Here is a 19,125-nt window from a genome sequence, read left to right as displayed (position 1 = left end):
CGGAGGTTGAATGACACCACACCGACCGGAAACCACCGGAAATGGGATGTGGAAATGCGTGACGCCCCCGCGACCCCGCACGGAAAAAACGACTCGGCACCGCCCCGGATCCTCCATGTCTTCCCCGGGCAGGGCGACTTCGCGGTAAGCCCGCTGGTCCGGGCAGTACGCTCGCACCCAAGAGTACGAAAAGCCGTCCGCGAGGTATTCGAAGAAGCCGAGGAAGTGGGCGAGGAATTCGGCATCGCGCCTTTGACCAAGGCATTGCTGAGCGATACGCCGCCCAGCGGCCGTGAGCTCGCCGACGGCAGTGTGGGCACTCCACAACTCGCCTTGTTCTGCTCCTCGGTCGCGGTGCACCGTGCGCTCTGCTCGGCCGGACTGGCGCCCGACGCGGTGCTCGGGGTGAGTTTCGGGGAGATCGCCGCCCTCACCGCGGCCGGTGTGTTCGAGGTCGCCGAGGGTGCCCGCATCGCCTGCCTGTTGGCCCGTCAACTCGCTTGCTGCGAAGGTGGAATGACGCTGGTCGGCGTCGGCGAGGCGGACACCGAGGCCCTGCTGCGCCGCACCGGCTCCCCCGCCCTCGCCCTGGCCTGCGTCAACGCCCCCGACGAGTGCCTCGTCAGCGGCCCGCTGCCGGAGCTGCGGATCCTGGAGGAACTGGCCGCACGCCAGGGCGTCACGGCCGCCCGCCTGCGGTTGCCGTTCTCCTCCCACCACCCGGCCCTCACCGGTCCCGCGGACGCCTTCGCCGCCGGGATCGGCCACCTCGCCCCGCGCCCGGCCCGGGTGCCCGTCCACTCCGCCGTCCACGGCGGCCCCTACGGCCCCCGGGACGACGTCCACCGCGGACTGGCCAACTGCCTGATCCACCCCTTCCGCCTGCCCCCGGTGCTCCGTCGGATCAGCGCCGGCGGCCGCGCGCTGATCCTGGAAGCAGGCACCGGCCAGGCACTGACCCACAGCATCCGGCAGACCCTGCCGCCCGAAGTGGCCGGCGCCCACGCGCCGCTCGCCGACCCCGCCTTCCCCTGGTCGCGGCCCGGCACCCCGGCCACCGGCCAGCCGGACACCGACCTCGCCGCCCTCTGGAGCCACCACAATGACCACCCGCACGCAACCACTCGGTGAACTGGCCGAGATCGTCAGCGGATCCCGCACCAGCACCCTGCGCAGCCGCCTGCTGACCGCCCTGGCCGCCGACCGCGCGCAGCCGGCCGACCCCCGCGAGGACCGCGCCCACCGCACCCACCGGCGGCTGCGGCTGATCGCGGACAACCTGCCACCGGTACGCCGGCTGTTCCGTGACCCCGAACAACTCACCGCGCTCGGCGAGTGCGTGGCGCTGACGGACCCGCCGCTGTACATGACCGTCATCAACCACTACCTGCTCTGCCTGGGTTCGCTCGTGACCCTGACCGACGACCCGGCGAGCGTCGGCCGGCCCTGGCGGGAACTGACCACCGGCCGCAGCAAGGGCGCCTTCCTGGTCACCGAGATCGGGGACGCCGGCAGTCACCTCGCGACCCGTACGCTCGCCCGATTCGACCCGGAGACACGGGAGTTCGTGCTCGTCACGCCGGTGGCCGGGGCGGCCAAGTTCTCCGGTGTCGGGGGTTCGGGAGTGCCGCACACCGCCGTGGTGTGTGCCCGCACCGTCGTCGACGGGGCCGATCGCGGGGTGTTCTCGTTCGTGGTGGAGCTCACCACCGCCCACGGTCCGCTGCCGGGTGTGACGGTCTCCCGCGGCCTGGAAGCGCCGTCCCTGCCGCTGGACTACGCGCTGGTGCGGTTCGACGGCGCCCGGGTGCCGTACGCCCAGTGGCTGCGCGACGGGGCACGCATCGACGCCGACGGGGCCTTCCACGATCCGCTGGGCGGCCCGGACGCCCGGCTGCAACGGACCCTGTCCGTGGGCCAGATCCTGTGGGCCACGCTGCCCTCGGCGGTGGCGACCATGGCCCGGCAGTGCTCCGTCTCGGCGCTGCGCTTCTCCGCGCACCGCCGGGCCCACGGCCGACTGGCCCCCGGCGCGCGCGTGCTGGACCTGCGCAATCAGCAGCACGCGCTGCTCGGGGCGCTGGCCGAGGCGTTCGCCCTGACCTGCGCCGGACGGACCGCACGGGAGATCTGGGCCCGGTCGCGCACCGCCCGCCGCACACCGGCGCACCGCACGGACGGGATGACCTTCGCGCCGTGGACCGCGGTCGACCGGCCGCTGGCCGTGCTCAAGGCCGTCACGGTCCGCGGCGCCGCACGGGTGGCCGCCGCTTGCCAGCACCGCTGCGGGCTCGCCGGATTCCTGCACCCCAACCTCCTCGACGGCTACCACGGCTTCGCGCACGCCTTCGACACCGCGGGCGGCGACAGCCAGCTGATCCTGCTGGACGCCGGCCGCTCCCTCGCCCGGGAGAAGGGCACCGGGCCGCTCGGCGCCCTGCCGCCCGCCGACGTTCCCGCAGATCAGCCCGCTTGGTGGCCGGCAGTCGCCCGCGCCCACGAGAACTGGCTGCGCGACGAACTCCACCGCGTGCTCCAGCGCCGCACCGGCGCCGGACGGACCGGACTGGAACTGTGGAACCCGCTGCTGGACGCCGCACACGGACTCGGCGAGGTATATGGCGCGCGCCTGGTCGCGAACGCCGTGACCGCCGCCGTCGAGGCCGTCCACGACCCCGAACTCCGGGCCGTGCTACGGCCGTTGGCGGCGCTCTACGGAGCCGTGGAGGCACGCCGCCTGGCCGGCGGGCTGCTGGCCGCGGGCACCCTCGCCCCCGCCACCGTCCGCACCCTCCCCACGGTGATCGACGGCCTGTGCGACCGCCTGCTGCCCCACCTCCCGCTGCTGTGGGAGGCGATGGGCGCACCGCCCGGCGCCGCCCCGGCCCCCCTGGGCGCCGACGACTACGCCGCCGCGCTGTACGACTTCCTCGACCGGTGACCGGAAAGGCCGTCATGAGTCCGCACTCCTCCCCCGCGCCGCCCATCGGCATCCTGGGCATGGGCACCTACCTTCCGCGCGACACCCGCAGCAACGACGACGTCGCGGCCACGGCCGGCGTCACGCCGGAGTGGATCGCGCAGCGCACCGGCGTGCACACCCGGCATGTGGCCGACGCCGACGAGGCCGCCTCCGATCTGGCGGCGGCCGCCGTCCGGGCCGCGGTGGCCGCCGCGGGCATCGACATCGACCAGCTCGACGTGCTGATCGCCGCCACCTCCACCCCCGACGAACTGGGCCCCTCCACCGCCTGCCGCATCCAGGCACTGACCGGTGCCAGGCACGCGGTCGCCCTCGACGTCAGCGCGGCCTGCGCCGGCTGGCTGTTCGCCGCCCGGGTGGCGCACGACTGGCTGCGCGGGAACGGCGGCGCGCGCTACGCGGCGGTGGTCGGCGTCGAGGCGTACTCCAAGTTCCTCGACCCCACCGACCGGGGCACCGCGGTGCTCTTCGCCGACGGTGCGGCCGCCGCGGTGCTGGGCCCCGTACCGGACGGCGCCGGCTTCGCCGACTTCCGCCTCGGCTCCGACGGCACCGGCGCCCACCACGTCCTGATCCCGGGCGGCGGCAGCCGTCTGCCGGCCAGTCCCGCCACGCTCGGCGAGCACCGGCACCACATCCATATGGACGGCCGGGCGGTACGGGACTTCATCGTCGAGATCCTCCCCCGGCTCGTCCACGAGTGCCTGGCCGGCAACGGTCTGCGCATCGACGACATCGACGCGTTCATCACCCACCAGCCCAACCCGGTCCTGCTGCGCAGCCTCGGCGAGTCGATCGGCATCCCGCGCGAGCGCCTGGTCATCGTCGGCGACGAGGTCGGCAACATCGGCGCCGCCAGCGCCCCGTACGCCCTGGCCGGCGCCGCCGCCCGCGGGCTGCTGCCGCGCGGCGGCCGGATCATGCTGGCCGTCTTCGGCGCCGGCGTGACCTGGGGCAGCGCCCTGCTGACCTGGACCGGAGCCCCCACCATCCGCATCGCCCCCACCCGCGCACCGCGCGCCTCGGCCTCCTCCCCCACCTCCGTTCCCACCTTGCAGAGGAGTTCCTCATGACCACAACGATCCACGACCCGTTCCGACTGGACGGCGCCCGCGCGCTGGTCACCGGCGCCTCACGCGGCATCGGCAAGGCCACCGCCGAAGCGTTCGCCCTCGCCGGCGCCGATCTGGCGCTGTCCGCGCGGAGTTCGGAAGCGCTCAAGGAGACCGCCGCGCTGGTGGAAGCCGAGGGCCGCACCGCGGTACCGGTCCCCGGCGACCTGGCCGAACCGGGCGCCGCGGAGGCGGTGGTGGACGACGCGGCGGCCGCGCTGGGCGGACTCGACATCATCGTCCACAACGCGGGCGTCCTGCCCGCCCAGGACGACGGCACGCCCACCCTGGTGCCCCTCCAGGACTCCGCACAGGCCGACTGGGACCACGTCCTGTCGGTCAACCTCAACGCCACCGCGGCACTGTGCCGGCGGGCCCACCACCACCTGACCGGCTCGTCCCGGGCCAGTGTGGTGCTGATGTCCTCGCTGGCCGGAGTCGCCGGCACCCCGCGGATGGAGGCGTACGGCGCGTCCAAGGCGGCGCAGATCGCGCTGGCCCGCAGCCTGGCGGTGGGCTGGGCACGCGAGGGCATCCGGGTCAACGCCCTGTGCCCGGGCTGGACCCGTACCGACATGACGTCCTTCGCCCACTCCCTGGAGCCGCTGTCGGACTGGCTGACGGCGCACGTCCCGCTGGGCCGCTGGGCGGAACCGGAGGAAATCGCCCGCGCCGCGCTGTTCCTCGCCTCGCCCGCCGCGTCCTACCTGACCGGCCAGGCACTGGTCCTCGACGGCGGGGTCTCCGTACCCGACGGCGGACTGGCGGGCGTCCCCAAACCGCCGTCGCCGTTCGCCGCCTGACCGCCCGCGAGACGAGGGATACGCCATGACAAGGGTGAGCCCCACCGCCGTGATCGACGGCATCGGCAGCTGCCTGCCACCGCGGGTGCTGACCAACGAGGACGTCCGGCGCCGCGGCGTCCTGGACACCACCGACGAGTGGATCCGCACCCGCACCGGCATCGCCCGCCGCCGGGCGGCCGACGACGACATCAGCACCGGCGACCTCGCGGTGGCCGCGGCCCGGGCCGCCCAGGAATCCGCGGCGGCCCGGGCGGACCTGGTGCTGGTCGCCACCACCACCCCCGACCGGCGCTGCCCCGCCACCGCGCCGGAGGTCGCCCAGCGGCTCGGCCTGGGCACCGTGCCCGCCTTCGACCTGGCGGCGGTGTGCTCCGGTTTCCTCTACGGCCTCACCGTCGCCACGGCCCTGATCCGCACCGGGGTCTGCGCCCGGCCCCTGGTGATCGGCGCCGAGACCTACTCGCGCATCATCGACCCGCTGGACCGGGACACCGCGGTGATCTTCGGCGACGGTGCCGGCGCGGTGCTGCTGCGCGCCGGCGACCGCGCCGAGCCCGGTGCGATCGCCGGCACCGACTGGGGCTCCGACGGCTCCGGCAGCGACCTGATCGCGATCTCCGCCGGTGGCTCCCGACTGCCCGATCCGGCGCGGCGGTTGTGCCGCGAGGACCACTACTTCCGGATGCGCGGCCGGGAGGTGTACGGGCAGGCGGTGCGCCGGATGACGGCGTCCTCGCTCGCCGTCCTGGCGAAGACCGGCTGGCCGCCCGCCGCGGTCGGGGCGTTCATCGGCCACCAGGCCAACCAGCGGATCCTCGACTCGGTCGCCGACCGGGTCGGCATCCCCCCGCGGTACCGCTTCGGCAACCTCCGCGACGTCGGCAACACCGCCGCCGCGTCCATCCCGCTGGCCCTCGCCGACACCGCCGCCCGCCGCCGGGTCCACCCCGGCACCCCCACCCTCCTCACCGCCTTCGGCGGCGGCCTCACCTGGGCCTCCGCCGCCCTGACCTGGCCCTCGGCCGGCCCCCGCGCCCGCCCGCCGGAGCCCCGCACGACCAGCTCGGCCAAACCCCGCCACACTCACCGGAGGACCCCCTCATGGACGCTGTCTACGACCACCTCGTGACCGTTCTCACCGAGAAGTTCGAGGTCGACGCCGAAGAGCTCCGCCCCGACAGCACCCTCACCGCCCTGGAACTGGACTCCCTCGCCGTCGTCGAGCTCTACGTCACCCTCCAGGAACACTGGGGCGTGCCGCTGGAGGAGGACGAAGCCGCGGCCGAACTGACCCTGGAACAGGTGGCGCGGGCGGTGACGACGCAGCTGTCCGGCGCCGGCCGGGGAGGAGCCCCGCGGTGAGCGCCCCAGGCACTGACGCGGGTCTCGCGGTCACCGGAATCGGCCTGGTCACCCCGGCCGGTTCCGGCACCGCGGCCACCTGGGAGGGGGTCTGCGCCGGCCGGGGCACCGCGGCGCCCGACCCGGAACTGGCCGGCCTGCCGGTCGCGTTCTCCTGCCGCGTCCCCGGCTTCGACCCGCGCACCCAGGTCCCGGGCACCCGGCCCTGGCAGCACGACCGCTGCACCCAGTTGGCACTGGCCGCCGCCCACGAGGCGGTCACCGACGCCGGACTGGACCCGGCCGCCTGGAACGCGCCCCGCGTCGCAGTGGTCCTGGGTTCCGCGGCCGGCGGCGTGGGCACCTACGAGGACCAGCACCGCAAACTCACCGACGCCGGCCCCCGGGCCGTCTCCCCCCTCACCCTGCCCGCCTTCCTCCCCAACATGGCCGCCGGCCAGCTCGCCCTCGCCCTCGGCGCCCGGGGGCCGGTCCTGCACACCGCGACGGCCTGCGCCTCGGGCGCCTCGGCGGTGGCCCTGGCGGCGCTGCTGCTGTCCGCCGGCGCCTGCGACATCGCGGTGGCCGGTGGCGCCGACGCCATGGTCACCCCGCTCTGCGCCACCGCCTTCGCGCGGATGGGCGCCCTCTCCCGCCGCCACGACACCCCCGCCCACGCCTCCCGGCCCTTCGACGCCGACCGGGACGGCTTCGTCCTCGCCGAGGGCGCCGGCGTCCTCGTCCTGGAACGCACCACGGACGCCGAGGCCCGCCACGCCCCGGCCCAGGCACGCCTCGCCGGCTACGGCATCGCCGCCGACGCCCACCACCCGGTGGCCCCCGACCCGGAGGGCCGCGGTCTGCGCCTGGCCATCCAGGAGGCCCTGCGCTCGGCCGGCGCCACCGCACACGAGATCGACCACATCAACGCCCACGGCACCAGCACCCCCCTCAACGACCGCGCCGAGGCGGCCACCCTGGCCCACCTCTTCGACGCCGCACCCCCCTCCGTCACCTCCACCAAGGGCGTACTGGGCCACACCATGGGCGCCGCCGGCGCCATCGAGGCCGCCCTGACCGCCCTGACCGTCAAGCACCAACTCGTCCCGCCCACCGCCAACTTCCACCACCCCGACCCCGGCTCCCCCACCCTCGACCTCGTCACCGCCCACCCCCGCCCCCAACCCGTCCGCCTCGCCCTCAGCAACTCCCTCGGCTTCGGCGGCCACGCCACAGTCCTCGCCTTCCGCCCAGCCACCTGAAGCCCCAACTCCCTGCAATTTCCCAGAAGTTCAGTCGGACCGACCGGGGCCGTTCCCGGCCAGACACTCCATCAGTTTGGCAAGCTGCCCGGCATAGTGCTCGACCACTTCGGACGAGCTTCCGTCGGCGCCGAACAGGCCGCGGGCCAGCTGAGGGTAGACCGCCAGCGCGTTGGACGCGCTCATCTGGATGAGCAGCAGCGCGGCCGGATCGAAGCGGTCGTCGAGCTCGCCGGCCAGCTGACGCTCGCGGATCGCCGCCACCTCCTGTTGCAGCCGGGCGTCGCGTTCGGCCGCGCCCTCGTCGTCCTCGCCCGTGTCGGCCAGCCCCTCCCAGGCGAGCAAGCGCCCACCGAGCCGGGGGTCAACGCTGGCCCGCACATAACGCTTGATCATCTCGGCGTGATCCATGTCATCGGGCATCGCCTCGGCCTCGTAGGCCCGCCACCGCCGGCCGATCTCCCGGTACAGCCCCTCCTTGCCGTCGAAGTAATACGAGATCAACTGCTGGTTCACACCGGCCCGCGCGGCGATCTCGGACACCCGGGCGCCGGCGAAGCCCTTGGCGGAGAACACCTCGGTCGCCGCGTCGACGATCAGCGCCTTGGTGCGCTCGGGGTCCCGCTGCCGCTCGTGCGCGGCCGGCGCCCGGCGCGCCGTCCGCCGGGTGCTGCCATCGCTCTTCTTGCTGCTCATGGCCAGAATTCTGCCATCCGACCGCCTAACCTAATCAACTATCCGTTTGACAATTTCATACATACAGTTGATTCTGTCGACATGAATCGCCAGAAGACTCAGGTACTCGTCGTCGGAGGCGCCCTCACGGGGCTGAGCGCCGCCGTCTTCCTCGCCCACAGGGGCATCCGCGTCACCGTGGTGGAGCGCCACCCCGACCTGCTCTCGCACCCCAGACTGCGCGGCATCACCCCGCGGACCGTCGAGGTGCTCAGCCAGGTCGGGCTCGGTCCGTCGATCCGACGGGAGAGCTTCAGCAGCTTCAGCGGCGAGGACCACGCCTTCGTGCCGCTACGGGCTCACACGCTCGCCGACGCCTACGAAACCGTGGAAGAGGCCGGCCAGGCGGAGTTCGTCGACCCCCGCACCTACAGCCCGTCCGCCTTCGCCGGCATCGACCAGGATCGCCTCGAACGCCTCCTGCGCGACCGCGCCCGCCAACTCGGCGCCGAAATACGCCACTTCACCGAGACGGTCGCCCTCGACCAGGACGAGGAGGGCGTCACGGTGGCCGTCCGGGACCGCACGAGCGGCAACGAGGAAGCGCTCCGCGCGGACTATCTCCTCGCCGCCGACGGGTCGAAGAGCCGGATCCGCAACTGGCTGGGAATCGACACCGACGGGCCGGGGGTGCTCTTCCACACCGTCAGCGCACTCGTCCACGCGGACCTCTCGGCCGCCGTACGCGGCCGCCCGATCGGCATCGCCTACCTGCAGAAGCCGCGCCCGTTCAGCTCGATGATGCCGCACGACGGCTCGGGCACGCGCTGGCTGTTCGGCACCGGATACGACCCACGGCACGAGTCGGTGGCGGACTTCACGACCGAGCGGGTGGCGGAGATGGTGCGGGAGGCATCCGGACTGGAGGACGTCGAGGTGTCCCTGGCGCCGCAGATCCCCGGCACCGACATCACCGTGCTCGGCTTTCCCATCGGCGCCCAGGTCGCACGGTCGTACCGCTCGGGCCGGGTCTTCCTGGCCGGCGACGCGGCGCGCATCCAGCCGCCCACCGGCGGCTTCGGCGGAAGCACCGGCATCCAGGACGCCCACAACCTCGCCTGGAAACTCGCCGCCGTCCTCACCGGGCGGGCCGGCCCGGGACTGCTCGACACCTACGACGCCGAGCGGCGCCCCTACGGCCGGCTCGCCATGCAGCAGGCGTTCGCCCGCTTCGGCGACCGGATGGCCGACGGTGCGCAGGCGGAGCTGCTCGACTACTCGGCGGTGACCATGGGCTTCCGGTACGCCTCGGCGGCAGTGCCGGGCAACCACGAGACCGACCCGATCCCCGCCGTCGAGCTGCGCGCGCAACCAGGCACCCGGGCGCCGCACCGCCCGACCGCGGACGGCGGTTCCATCCTCGACCTGTACGGCGAGACCTTCGTCCTGCTGACCGGCCGAGACGGCCAGGCATGGGTCAAGGCCGCGCAGGACCTGGGCACCACGATGGGCATCGAGGTCCAGTCATACGTCCTGGGCACGGATCTCGATGTCGAGGACGGCGAGCAGGCGCACGGCATCGGCCCGGACGGCGCGGTCCTCGTCCGCCCGGACGGCTTCGTCGCCTGGCGCAGCCACTCCGCCGCGACGGACGCGACCACAGCCCTCGCCGGGATCTTCCGCTCCCTCCTCGCCAGGCAGAGCTGACCCCGGCGAGGGCGGCTCCATAACGGCGGATCCCAGGTTGGGGCGTCGGCGCCGACGCCCCGGGGATCGAGTCAGCGCGGTGGGAACAACGCGTTGAGCTCCGGGAAGGCGATGCCCTCGGCGAGGGACTCATAGCCGCCGGTGCCGTACAGCTCCTGTGCGGCGCGGCGGGCGGCGGCGTACGCGGCCTGGGCCACGCCCGAGCCGAGGCTCACGCGTGCCACGCCGAGGCCGCCCAGCGTGGCGACATCCGGCGCCCCGGGACCGGCCATGAGGTTCAGCGGTACGGGGATGCCCGCCACAAGGGCCTCGATGGTGGCCGCGTCGGCGACGCCCGGGACGAAGATGCCGTCGGCGCCGGCCTCCACGTAGGTGTGCGCCCGCCCCAGGGTGTCCTCCAGTCGCGTGGCGGGGTCACCCAGGCCGAACAGGTAGGTGTCGATACGGGCGTTGAGGAAGAGTTCCCCGCCCGCCTTCTCCAGCGCGGCGCGCGCCGCCGTCAGCCGGTCCCGGAGCTCGGTCGGGGGCCGGGTGCCGTCCTCGATGTTGACGCCGGCCGCGCCGGCCTCCAGCACCCCGACGACGGTCGCGGCGACCTCGGCCGCGTCCTGCCCGTAACCGCCTTCGATGTCTGCGGTGACCGGCACGGCCACGGCCTCGGCGATCCGGGCGATCAGGTCCAGCGCCCGGTCGCGGGCCAGCACGTCGCCGTCCGGGGAGCCGAGCGCCCAGGCAACACCGGCGCTGGTGGTGGCGATCGCGGGCGCGCCCGCGGCCTCGATGACGCGGGCGCTGGCGACATCCCAGGCATTGGCGAGGGCCAGGGGCCGGGCAGGGGTGTGGAGGGAACGGAAGAGTTGGACCCGCTCCGCCTGTGTCGTGGTCATGCGGCCATCCAACCAACGCCCCCTGACAGCCGTCTGGCGGAAATCCGACATGACCACCACCCGCCCCTTGGCCATCGCCCACCCCTCGGCCACTGGCCGACACCGCTCCGCCGCCTCCCCTCGCCCCTCTTCCTTCCGACGCCTCACGCCTACGAGTTGAGTAGTGTCAGGACACGCCGCATACCGCACAGCGAACTCTGCAACCACACACCCACCCAGGAAGGGATCCGCATGGACGTCGAGCAGGCCCGGGAACGCATCGCCGAGATCCGCGCAGCCGGTGGGCAGGTGTCCACCGATGAACTGGACGCGCTGTGGGGAGCGTTGTCGCCGGTGCGGCCCGAGGAGATTCTCGGTGCCTGGCGCGGCCGCGCGTTCGTCACCGGCCACCGGGTCGAAAGCCTGCTGACCGCGGCGAACTGGCACGGAAAGCGCTTCCACTCCCTCACCGATGTGCAGCCGCTGATCTGCCGCGATGCCGACGGGGCACTGTTCTCCAACATCGAGGCGGGCAAGGGCGAAGCCAGCCTGTGGATGGTCGAGTTCCGCGGTGAATCCACCGCCTCGATGGTCTACGACGGACAGCCCGTCATCGACCATTTCAAGCGGATCGACGACACCACCCTCCTGGGCATCATGAACGGCAAGGACGTGCTCGACAACGGCCGGCACTTCTACTTCCTCCTCGAACGCGAGTAACCGGGCCACTCCAGACAGCCCCCAGGCACCCTCGGCCGGCCCACCACCACGCCACCTCCCCAACCCCACAGAAAGCCGGAGCAACTGATGCGCATCCAGGCAGCCGTCGTGGAAGCCCCCGGAGAACCCTTCACCCTCCGCGACGACCTCGTCATCGAGGCGCCCCGGTCCGACGAGATCCTGGTCAGGATCACGGCAGCCGGAATCTGCCACACCGACCTCAGCACCCGGCAGAAGTGGCCACAGCAACTCAGTCCGATGGTCTTCGGCCACGAGGGCGCCGGCGTCGTGGAGGCAGTGGGCAACGAGGTCACCTCCGTACGGCCGGGTGACAGCGTGTGCCTGAGCTACCGCAGTTGCACCCACTGTGGCCAGTGCGCCACAGGCCACCCCGCCTACTGCGACACCGGCATCTTCGCCCTCAACGCCAGTGGGACCCGGCCGGACGGCACCACCCCGCTGTCCCGGGCCGGCGACGGGAGCCCGGTCTACGGCAGCTTCTTCGGCCAGTCATCCTTCGCCAGTCACGCCCTCGCGCACACCAGCAACGTCGTCAAGGTGCCCGCGGACCTCCCGCCGACGGTCGCCGCACCGCTCGGCTGCGGGGTGCAGACCGGAGCCGGCACGATCCTCAACGTGCTCCGCCCGCCACGCGGTTCGTCGGTCGCGGTCTTCGGCGCGGGCAGCGTAGGGCTCACCTCCGTCATGACCGCGGTCGCCGAGGGCTGCCGCGTCATCGCCGTCGACCCGCTCGCGGCCCGGCGCGCCAAGGCCCTCAAGTTCGGCGCCGTGGCAGCCGTCGATCCCACGGCCGTCGCCGACGTCGCCAGTGCGGTCCGCGACCACACCGACTGCGGACCTGCCTTCGCCATCGACACCACCGGTCAGCCGACCGTGATCTCCCAGGCCATCGCCGCACTGGCGCAACGCGGCACCCTGGCCCTGGTCGGCGTCGGCGGCCGCGCCGAATTCGACATCATGACCGTGCTGACCAAGGGAATCCGGATCCGCGGCGTCATCGAGGGCGATGCGGCGCCCGCCGACTTCATCCCCCAACTCATCGCCCGCTACCGCCAGGGCGTCCTTCCCCTCGACGAGATCATCACCGAGTTCCCGTTCCACGAGATCGAGCACGCCGCCCAGGCAGCATCCACCGGCGAGGTCATCAAGCCCGTCCTCCGCTTCCCCTGACGCAGGGGAACACACCCTCTGACCGACGGCCGACAGCCAACACCCGGCACCCGGGCACCCGGCCGCTCCGGCCCGCTCATCCGGGAATTGAACCCAGCGCATGTGCCGGCCGCGGGTGCGTAACCAATTGCCGCAGCCGTAGTCCCTGCCGATTGTGGCGAAATAACGACCGCCCCCGACTTCATCCCCGCCAGAGGGATTTCCGCCCGAGGAAATCATCTCCCGGGCCCCTGGCCGCTCAGGGTTCGGACAAAGTCGCCGCGTCATCCACACCACCACCGCACGCTGCACGTCATCCGGCACCCCGCACCCCCGGCAGCCCGCCCCAGCGCAGGACCGCCCAGCCCAGTCCACACGGCCCGCCACCCCACCCACCCCAACCACCCCCCACCCCGACCAAACGATTCTCCTGAATTTCGCACACGAGTGCAGTTATGTGTTATACGCACTCACGCCACAGAAGCATCCCGACCCCGCTATGCTCGCTGACGCACAGCGAGTTGTGGCGATTACCACACGTCGCCGCTGGCTGTCGTGGTGCCGTCAATCGCACAAAGGCTCGGGCATCCTGGGGCCCGGCCTCATGCGTGCGGAACGCCGCCGTGGAATGCGCTTCGACCAAGCAATTGGCGAGCGTGATCCCGCGGTTGTCGATCTCTTTCAGGCGGCCTTCCCATGGTGCCCATATACGCCATGTATGTCGCCCTGTCCATTCATGAGAGCTCTGAGGATGCCGATGGTTCGTGCTGGTTCGCCCCATGGTGGATCGGGGCCCGCCCCCGCCCCCATATGGCTGTTGCCGTCCGTACTGCTGGCCGTCTGTACGGCCGTGGCCGTGTCGTTGACGCCGTCGATGGCGCGTGCCCAGGTCGTTTCGATCGGCGTGATCGCGACAGTGGCTGTGGCCATCGCCGGCGGGGAGGCGGCGCGTCGCGGACGCGCGCTTGAGGAACTGCGCAGGCGGTCCGCCGAGCAGGAGGCCATTCTGCGCGGCCACTTGGCCGAGCAGGAGGCCGAAACCGTACGGATGGCCAAGGAGACCCTGCCCAAGGCGATGGCCCAGCTCCAGCAGGGTATCCGGGCGGATGAGGTACTCCGCAAGGTCGTCCATGTCTCCCGGGTCAGCCCGGAGTTCGAAGCCGCGTACCGGGGAGTGCTGCGCTACGTCCTGGAGGCCGTCGAGGCCGAGGAGGACCTGCGCGATTCCGCCCAGCGAGCGTTCGTCAACATCGCCCGACGCGTCCAGGCCATCACCCACCAACAGGCCCAGGAACTAAGGGAGATGGAGGACAAGCACGGGAACGACCCGGAAGTCTTCGGCGACTTGCTCCAACTCGACCACCGCACCGCGCTGGTCGGCCGGCTCGCGGACAGCATCGCCGTACTCGGCGGGGCCCGGCCCGGCCGTCAGTGGCAGCAGACCATCCCGCTGTTCAACGTGCTCCGGGGTGCGATGTCCCGGATCATCGACTACCAACGCGTCGATCTGCACTCCGTGGCCGAGGTCGGCATTCTCGGACGCGGCGTCGAGCCGTTGATCCACGCCCTGTCCGAACTGCTGGACAATGCCACCCGCTACTCACCTCCCCAGACCCGCGTCCATCTGACCGCGACCGAGATCCAGACCGGTGTGGCCATCGAGATGGAGGACGCCGGGATCGGCCTGACCGACGAAGCCCGGGTGCGCGCCGAGCGGGCCCTGGCACAGGACTCCCCGAAAGAGATCGACCTCGACGATCTGGGCGAGTCGCCACGGCTCGGCCTGGCCGTGGTCGGCCGCCTGGCCCGCGCGTACGACTTCAAGGTCTCCTTCCGCAGCTCCGCCTACGGCGGGGTCCGGGTGGTCCTGATCGTCCCGCCGGACATGATCACCGCGACTCCGGTGCCGGGTGGGGCCCTGGCCAAGGCAGCCGTCCTGCCGCCGCCCCGGCGCCGCGGCCCGATGCGCCGGACGGAAGAGGCTACCGAGGAGACTCTGCCCACCAGCGCACCGCGCGCTGCCAACGGGCTCCCGCAGCGCAGGCGCCGTACCCGCGCGGTGATTCCGCCCCTGCGGCAGAAGCCCGCGGCCGCCGCCTCCTCCGCCACTGGATCCGACGCCTCGGTGTCGGCCGCGCCGGCCCCCCAGGCCGGGATGTGGCTGGCCGCCTTCCAGGAGGGCATCTCCGGCGAGCCCCGGGCCGAGTCCCCGGCCGACCGCCCCGACGGACCGAGGGACAAAGAGTCCGAGCGTAACTGAGTCATTAGGTAAGGATGAGTAAGTAAGTGGTGACACCGCAGCGACTCAATATGAACTGGATGCTTGAGGATCTGGCGTCCAGTGTTCCGCACACCCGTGACATCGTGGTGCTGTCCTCGGACGGTCTGTGTATGGCTCAGTACGGGACGGACGAGGAGACCGCGGATCGCCTGGCTGCGGCCTGTGCCGGTCTGCAGAGCCTGTCGGCGGCCATTGCCACCGAATTCCCGCACGGAGACGGGCGGATGAAGCTGGTCGTCATCGAGGTCAACGGCGGCTTCTTCTATCTGATGGCAGCCGGCGCCGGGGCGTATCTGGCGGTGCTGGCCGATGACGACGTGGACGCCGGCCTCATGGGGCAGGGAATGCGGGACCTGGTCGCCCGGATCGGTCAGCACCTCACCAGCCCACCGCGGGCCGACCGGCAGGCCACATGAGCGACGCGAAACCGGAAAAGCGCCGGAACTGGGAGGAAGGCGGTCCCGAGCGCCTCTATGTCCTTACGTCCGGCCGGAGCTCACCGTCCGAAGCGCCACTGGACATGGTCACGCTGATCGTGACCCGGAACCGGCCGGGTTCGAGCCTGCAGCCGGAACAGGCTGCCATCCTCCGGATATGCGACTATCCGCTGTCGGTCGCCGAGATCTCCGCCTACGTCCATTTACCGGTCAGCGTGGTCACGGTGCTGCTCGCGGAACTGCTGGAGAGCGGCCATGTCGAAGCACGGGCACCGATCCCGGCCGCGTCGTTGCCCGATGTCGAACTGTTGGAGGCGGTGATGAATGGACTGCAAAATCTCTGAGCCCATCGTTGGTCCCCGGAGCGAGGACATCCTGCCGGCCTCGGTCTCCACCGCGGTCAAGGTGGTGATCGTCGGCGGCTTCGGGGTGGGGAAGACCACCCTGGTCGGATCGGTCAGCGAAATTCGCCCGCTGACCACCGAGGAAACCATGACGCAGGCCGGGGTCGGGGTGGACGACCTCGCCGGAGTCGAGCGCAAGACGCAGACGACAGTCGCGATGGACTTCGGCCGGATCAGCCTCAGCAAAGAACTGGTGCTGTATCTCTTCGGCACCCCGGGCCAGCAGCGTTTCTGGTTTCTGTGGAACGGCCTCTTCGAAGGCGCGCTGGGGGCGGTGGTCCTGATCGACACCCGGCGCCTGGACGACAGTTTCGACGTGATCGGCCGGCTTGAGGAGCGCGGTCTGCCCTTCGTCGTCGCCATCAACGCCTTCCCGGACGCCCCTTCCTATCCCATGTCCGAACTCCGCGCGGCCATGGACCTTCCCGACGAGGTACCCATGGTCGATTGCGACGCCCGCGACCGTGCCTCCAGCCGCGACGCCCTGATGACCCTGATGCGCTATCTGTACACCCTCACGACCACAGCCCCGGAGCCCCGTTGACTTCCTTTGACACAGACCAGCCCAGCACGACCTCAGCATCCGCACCGCCCCCGGAGTGCCCCGCCCATGGCCGCACCGGAGACACCGACGGACTGGCGAGGCTTTTCGGGCCCGAGGTGGTTGAGGATGCGCCCGGTTTCTTCGAGCGACTGCGCGCCGAACACGGCCCCGTGGCGCCTGTCCTGGTGGACGGTGATCTGCCGGCTTGGCTGGTCCTCGGCTACCGGGAGAATCTCGAAGTTCTGCGTACGCCCTCCCGCTTCTCCCACGACTCACGTATCTGGCATTGCTTCAAGGAAAACAGGGTCGCTCCGGACTCGCCGCTCATGCCGGCTCTGGCCTGGCAGCCGGTCTGCCTCTTCATGGACGGTGAGGAGCATGAGAGGTTCCGCGTCGCTCTCACCGAGAGCATGGGCCGACTGGACCGCCGTGGAATCCGCCGCTGTGTGACCCGGTCCGCCCATCAGCTGATCGATGACTTCGCCGCCGACGGACAGGCCGATCTCGTCAGCCAGTTCGCGGAGCAGCTGCCCCTGCGCGTGATGGCACAGCTCATCGGAATGCCCGAAGAGGAGGGTCCGCGGCTGGTCGAAGCCACCCGGGACCTGCTCAGGGGGTCCGAGACTGCTTTTCAGAGCAACGAGTACCTCGTGGCGGCCCTCAACAAGCTGGTTGCCGGCAAACGTGCAGCCCCTGGCACCGATTTCACCTCGTGGCTGATGACGCACTCGGCCAAGCTCAGCGAAGAGGAAGTCGCGCAGCATCTGCGACTCGTGGTCATTGCCGGAAACGAGAACACCACCAATCTGACCGCGAACACCCTGCGCATGATGCTGACCGATCCCCGCTTCCGGGCGTCGCTCGCGGGTGGCAGCATGACCCTGCCCGACGCGCTGGAACAAATGCTGTGGGACGAGCCACCGACTTCGGTGGCGCCCGCTCGGTGGGCTACCGGGGACACCGAACTCGGAGGTCAGTCCGTCAAGGCCGGGGACATGCTGCTGCTCGGGCTGTCCGCCGGCAACGCCGACCCTGCCATCCGTCCCGATCTCTCCACATCCATGCACGGCAACCGCTCCCACCTCGCCTTCAGCGGCGGTCCGCACGAATGCCCCGGTCAGGACATCGGCCGGGCCATTGTCGATACCGGTATCGACGTTCTGCTGATGCGGTTGCCCGACCTGGAACTGGCCGTTCCCGAGAACGAACTGAAGTGGGTGTCCCATTGGATCGCCCGCCATCTGACGGCACTCCCGGTGAAGTTCGCCCCGCGTCCCCGAGAGACGTCACTCGCAGCAGGCAGTGCGAGTGCTGCGGAGGACGAGGTGCAGAGCGCGCACGGCCTGCAGAGTTCCACCGCCGGCGACCGGGAGACCGTAGCGGGAACTCTCGCTTCTCCCATCGGTGTTGGCGCTACCAAGGCTCCTTGGTCCTGGTGGAACCAGGTGAAGAGGTGGCTGACGAGGAAGTAACTCGGTTACCGAAGCACGCAAGGCGTACGCCTCTCGGAACCGCAATCGGAACGTAAGAGGCGCATGGCGGGACGCTGGAGCAGATATCAGCAGCCCGGTATGCGCCTCTTGATGCTTTATGCGCCTCTTGATGCTTTTAGTGACCGCGTTTGTCTCTACAATAATTCGCGGTAGCGAGACGATTCGAGCGACCAGTCGTAGTTCGCTCGAATCCAGCCCTGTAGGTGCGCCACCTGGCGAGATGCCGCCGAGCGTTCACGTTCTGGCATCCTTTGGACAGCCAGCCAGTCTGCGAACCTTTCCCTTCGGCGCCTGAATCGGCGAATACAGTCATCCAGCAGATCGGCGACCTTGAACTGCGCCGTTCGACGATCGCAGTGCGCTTCGTTTTGAATGACCGAGACGGCGTTGAACGGCTCACCTGCCGATTCTTCCTTGTTCGCGGACCACAGGTCGTTGACGAAGATGATGGCGTCCGCGGTGTCGGCCTCCATGCCCCGGAAGTACGGATTCATCCCCACTTTTTCGGATATCTCGAAGCCGCAAGCACGCTCGTTCAAATCGGCCGAGGGGGCCGCGGCAATCGTGTAACGGCGCAGCTTGATCAGCTCAGCCAGCGAGATGGGGGCGCGGGTAGCCCTGATCACGGTTTCCTTGAGATTCCCCTCGAAGTATCCGCGCCAGTGAGCCGCCGATCGCTTGACCCATTGGCGAGACATGCCTCGCACGCTTCTTCGGCGGATATCGCGGAACGCGCCGATGACAGGCACCTCGTCGAGTTCCGACGCGAAGCCGGGGTTGCCTGCGATTCTGGTTGCGGCCGCGATGACTTTTGACGCCCGGGCGAGGTCACAGGCCAGCGGACCACCGTCGAACAGGTCGTCGAAGCGGAAGAACCATCCCATGGCATCGGCGGCGATACGTAGGCCACGGGCAGTGGCCTCCGGGTAGGCCCGTGCGGCCAGCTCGACCATTTTCCATTCCTTGAAACTCTCGGCGTCGGCATCGTCCGAGATGAGGTGATGTTTCCGTAGCCAGCGTTCATGGCCATCCCGGATGGCCTCCAGATGTGGATTGACTTTCGAAGGGAAGGGGATGGCGGTCCCGAAGTCTTCGAGCCGCATGATCTCTGACACATGCACCATGATTGATGACTCCTTCCTTCACGTAGATGCAGTCGCCATGATTGCTGTGCAGTCACCATGATTGCTGTGGATCAGAGACGGCCGGTTGGGCTCCGCGCGCGATCCTCGGAGTCATTGTCCGCGCGAAGACGCGGATGCCGAGGAAAACCACGAAAACCAAGGGATCTTGTGCCGGAAACCGGTAAAGGCGATACGGCTAC

At 70.8% G+C, this 19,125-nt stretch carries 18 protein-coding genes; 15 read left to right on the top strand and 3 right to left on the bottom strand.

Annotated elements, in window-relative coordinates:
• Positions 1 to 225 precede the first annotated feature (225 nt).
• The 7 genes from ACRAS8_RS33360 to ACRAS8_RS33330 are packed head-to-tail and all read left to right on the top strand — an operon-like array spanning position 226 to position 7,504.
• Positions 226 to 1,131, top strand: a complete 906-nt coding sequence (locus tag ACRAS8_RS33360; protein ID WP_438489750.1) for an acyltransferase domain-containing protein — start codon at positions 226 to 228, stop codon at positions 1,129 to 1,131.
• Positions 1,103 to 2,941, top strand: coding sequence for an acyl-CoA dehydrogenase family protein (locus ACRAS8_RS33355; RefSeq protein WP_438489748.1), 1,839 nt, complete (start codon positions 1,103 to 1,105; stop codon positions 2,939 to 2,941). The genes ACRAS8_RS33360 and ACRAS8_RS33355 overlap by 29 nt, the downstream gene beginning before the upstream one ends.
• 14 nt (positions 2,942 to 2,955) lie before the next feature.
• Positions 2,956 to 4,056: a 3-oxoacyl-ACP synthase III family protein gene (locus tag ACRAS8_RS33350; RefSeq protein WP_438489745.1), complete on the top strand. Its 1,101-nt coding sequence runs from the start codon at positions 2,956 to 2,958 to the stop codon at positions 4,054 to 4,056.
• The gene (locus ACRAS8_RS33345) at positions 4,053 to 4,898 is read left to right on the top strand and encodes an SDR family NAD(P)-dependent oxidoreductase (RefSeq protein WP_438489743.1); all 846 of its coding nucleotides are present in this window, start codon (positions 4,053 to 4,055) and stop codon (positions 4,896 to 4,898) included. The genes ACRAS8_RS33350 and ACRAS8_RS33345 overlap by 4 nt, the downstream gene beginning before the upstream one ends.
• A 25-nt stretch (positions 4,899 to 4,923) precedes the next feature.
• On the top strand, positions 4,924 to 6,030 hold the full coding sequence (locus ACRAS8_RS33340; RefSeq protein WP_438489741.1) for a beta-ketoacyl-ACP synthase III: 1,107 nt from the start codon (positions 4,924 to 4,926) through the stop codon (positions 6,028 to 6,030).
• Positions 6,003 to 6,263 carry an acyl carrier protein gene (locus ACRAS8_RS33335; RefSeq protein ID WP_438489739.1) on the top strand — a complete coding sequence of 87 codons (261 nt, stop codon included), beginning with the start codon at positions 6,003 to 6,005 and terminating at the stop codon, positions 6,261 to 6,263. The genes ACRAS8_RS33340 and ACRAS8_RS33335 overlap by 28 nt, the downstream gene beginning before the upstream one ends.
• On the top strand, positions 6,260 to 7,504 hold the full coding sequence (locus ACRAS8_RS33330) for a beta-ketoacyl-[acyl-carrier-protein] synthase family protein (protein ID WP_438489737.1): 1,245 nt from the start codon (positions 6,260 to 6,262) through the stop codon (positions 7,502 to 7,504). The genes ACRAS8_RS33335 and ACRAS8_RS33330 overlap by 4 nt, the downstream gene beginning before the upstream one ends.
• A 30-nt stretch (positions 7,505 to 7,534) precedes the next feature.
• On the opposite strand, the gene ACRAS8_RS33325 is transcribed toward ACRAS8_RS33330, so the two are convergent.
• Positions 7,535 to 8,200, bottom strand: a complete 666-nt coding sequence (locus ACRAS8_RS33325; protein WP_438489735.1) for a TetR/AcrR family transcriptional regulator — start codon at positions 8,198 to 8,200, stop codon at positions 7,535 to 7,537.
• A gap of 81 nt (positions 8,201 to 8,281) precedes the next feature.
• Here ACRAS8_RS33325 and ACRAS8_RS33320 point away from each other — a divergent pair, with 81 nt between their 5' ends.
• On the top strand, positions 8,282 to 9,886 hold the full coding sequence (locus ACRAS8_RS33320; RefSeq protein WP_438489733.1) for an FAD-dependent oxidoreductase: 1,605 nt from the start codon (positions 8,282 to 8,284) through the stop codon (positions 9,884 to 9,886).
• A 71-nt stretch (positions 9,887 to 9,957) separates the two neighbouring features.
• Here ACRAS8_RS33320 and ACRAS8_RS33315 read toward each other — a convergent pair whose 3' ends face one another.
• Complete coding sequence (locus ACRAS8_RS33315) at positions 9,958 to 10,773, bottom strand: isocitrate lyase/PEP mutase family protein (RefSeq protein ID WP_438489731.1); 816 nt, start codon at positions 10,771 to 10,773, stop codon at positions 9,958 to 9,960.
• A gap of 231 nt (positions 10,774 to 11,004) precedes the next feature.
• Between ACRAS8_RS33315 and ACRAS8_RS33310 the strand changes: the two genes are divergently transcribed.
• The 7 genes from ACRAS8_RS33310 to ACRAS8_RS33280 all read left to right on the top strand — a co-directional run bounded on the left by ACRAS8_RS33310 (position 11,005) and on the right by ACRAS8_RS33280 (position 17,780).
• Positions 11,005 to 11,472 (top strand): DUF4334 domain-containing protein, encoded by a 468-nt coding sequence (locus tag ACRAS8_RS33310; RefSeq protein WP_438489729.1) that lies wholly within the window; start codon positions 11,005 to 11,007, stop codon positions 11,470 to 11,472.
• Between the two features lie 87 nt (positions 11,473 to 11,559).
• Positions 11,560 to 12,663, top strand: coding sequence for an NAD(P)-dependent alcohol dehydrogenase (locus ACRAS8_RS33305; RefSeq protein ID WP_438489727.1), 1,104 nt, complete (start codon positions 11,560 to 11,562; stop codon positions 12,661 to 12,663).
• Positions 12,664 to 13,399: 736 nt separating this feature from the next.
• Entirely contained in the window at positions 13,400 to 14,902 is a 1,503-nt protein-coding gene (locus ACRAS8_RS33300; RefSeq protein WP_438489725.1) for a sensor histidine kinase, read from the top strand.
• Between the two features lie 50 nt (positions 14,903 to 14,952).
• Positions 14,953 to 15,339: a roadblock/LC7 domain-containing protein gene (locus tag ACRAS8_RS33295; protein WP_438489723.1), complete on the top strand. Its 387-nt coding sequence runs from the start codon at positions 14,953 to 14,955 to the stop codon at positions 15,337 to 15,339.
• Entirely contained in the window at positions 15,336 to 15,704 is a 369-nt protein-coding gene (locus ACRAS8_RS33290; RefSeq protein ID WP_438489721.1) for a DUF742 domain-containing protein, read from the top strand. The genes ACRAS8_RS33295 and ACRAS8_RS33290 overlap by 4 nt, the downstream gene beginning before the upstream one ends.
• Positions 15,685 to 16,308 (top strand): GTP-binding protein, encoded by a 624-nt coding sequence (locus tag ACRAS8_RS33285; protein WP_438489719.1) that lies wholly within the window; start codon positions 15,685 to 15,687, stop codon positions 16,306 to 16,308. Before ACRAS8_RS33290 ends, ACRAS8_RS33285 begins: the two co-directional genes overlap by 20 nt.
• 116 nt (positions 16,309 to 16,424) lie before the next feature.
• The gene (locus ACRAS8_RS33280) at positions 16,425 to 17,780 is read left to right on the top strand and encodes a cytochrome P450 (protein WP_438489717.1); all 1,356 of its coding nucleotides are present in this window, start codon (positions 16,425 to 16,427) and stop codon (positions 17,778 to 17,780) included.
• 155 nt (positions 17,781 to 17,935) lie between these two features.
• Here ACRAS8_RS33280 and ACRAS8_RS33275 read toward each other — a convergent pair whose 3' ends face one another.
• Positions 17,936 to 18,925, bottom strand: coding sequence for a terpene synthase family protein (locus tag ACRAS8_RS33275; RefSeq protein ID WP_438489715.1), 990 nt, complete (start codon positions 18,923 to 18,925; stop codon positions 17,936 to 17,938).
• Between the last annotated feature and the right edge of the window lie 200 nt (positions 18,926 to 19,125).

The organism is Streptomyces sp. S186 (genome assembly GCF_051603415.1).
Lineage (GTDB): Bacteria > Actinomycetota > Actinomycetes > Streptomycetales > Streptomycetaceae > Streptomyces.
The sequence above is the reverse complement of the archived record's forward strand: the minus strand, read 5'-3'. Positions and strand labels throughout refer to the sequence as shown.